We start from the raw sequence: 1,413 nt of genomic DNA, 5'->3' as shown, positions 1-1,413 counted from the left end.
AACACAGTGGACGCGAGCAACTGAGGACAAGCCCTCGGCCTATTAGTACCAGTCACCTCCACCCGTTGCCGGGCTTCCAGATCTGGCCTATCAACCCAGTCGTCTACTGGGAGCCTTAACCCCTCAAGGGGGTGGGAATACTCATCTCGAAGCAGGCTTCCCGCTTAGATGCTTTCAGCGGTTATCCTTTCCGAACGTAGCCAACCAGCCATGCCCTTGGCAGGACAACTGGCACACCAGAGGTTCGTCCGTCCCGGTCCTCTCGTACTAGGGACAGCCCTTCTCAATATTCCTACGCGCACAGCGGATAGGGACCGAACTGTCTCACGACGTTCTAAACCCAGCTCGCGTACCGCTTTAATGGGCGAACAGCCCAACCCTTGGGACCGACTCCAGCCCCAGGATGCGACGAGCCGACATCGAGGTGCCAAACCATCCCGTCGATATGGACTCTTGGGGAAGATCAGCCTGTTATCCCCGGGGTACCTTTTATCCGTTGAGCGACGGCGCTTCCACAAGCCACCGCCGGATCACTAGTCCCGACTTTCGTCCCTGCTCGACCCGTCGGTCTCACAGTCAAGCTCCCTTGTGCACTTACACTCAACACCTGATTACCAACCAGGCTGAGGGAACCTTTGGGCGCCTCCGTTACTCTTTGGGAGGCAACCGCCCCAGTTAAACTACCCATCAGACACTGTCCCTGATCCGGATCACGGACCCAGGTTAGACATCCAGCACGACCAGAGTGGTATTTCAACGTTGACTCCACGAACACTGGCGTGCCCGCTTCAAAGTCTCCCACCTATCCTACACAAGCCGAACCGAACACCAATATCAAACTGTAGTAAAGGTCCCGGGGTCTTTCCGTCCTGCTGCGCGAAACGAGCATCTTTACTCGTAGTGCAATTTCACCGGGCCTATGGTTGAGACAGTCGAGAAGTCGTTACGCCATTCGTGCAGGTCGGAACTTACCCGACAAGGAATTTCGCTACCTTAGGATGGTTATAGTTACCACCGCCGTTTACTGGCGCTTAAGTTCTCAGCTTCGCACACCCGAAAGTGCACTAACCGGTCCCCTTAACGTTCCAGCACCGGGCAGGCGTCAGTCCGTATACATCGCCTTACGGCTTCGCACGGACCTGTGTTTTTAGTAAACAGTCGCTTCTCGCTGGTCTCTGCGGCCACCCCCAGCTCACGGAGTAAATCCGATCACCAAAGATGGCCCCCCTTCTCCCGAAGTTACGGGGGCATTTTGCCGAGTTCCTTAACCATAGTTCACCCGAACGCCTCGGTATTCTCTACCTGACCACCTGAGTCGGTTTAGGGTACGGGCCGCCATGAAACTCGCTAGAGGCTTTTCTCGACAGCATAGGATCATCCACTTCACCACAATCGGCTCGGCATCAGGTCTCA

The 1,413-nt window shown here is 55.8% G+C and carries 1 rRNA gene; it reads right to left on the bottom strand.

From position 1 onward, the window contains the following. Positions 1-22 precede the first annotated feature (22 nt). Positions 23-1,413 (bottom strand): 23S ribosomal RNA (locus tag AC07AG_RS42600); the annotation flags it as partial.

The organism is Streptomyces sp. NPDC044044 (genome assembly GCF_056434405.1).
Note: the sequence above shows the minus strand (reverse complement) of the source record. Positions and strands in the feature narration are given on the sequence as shown.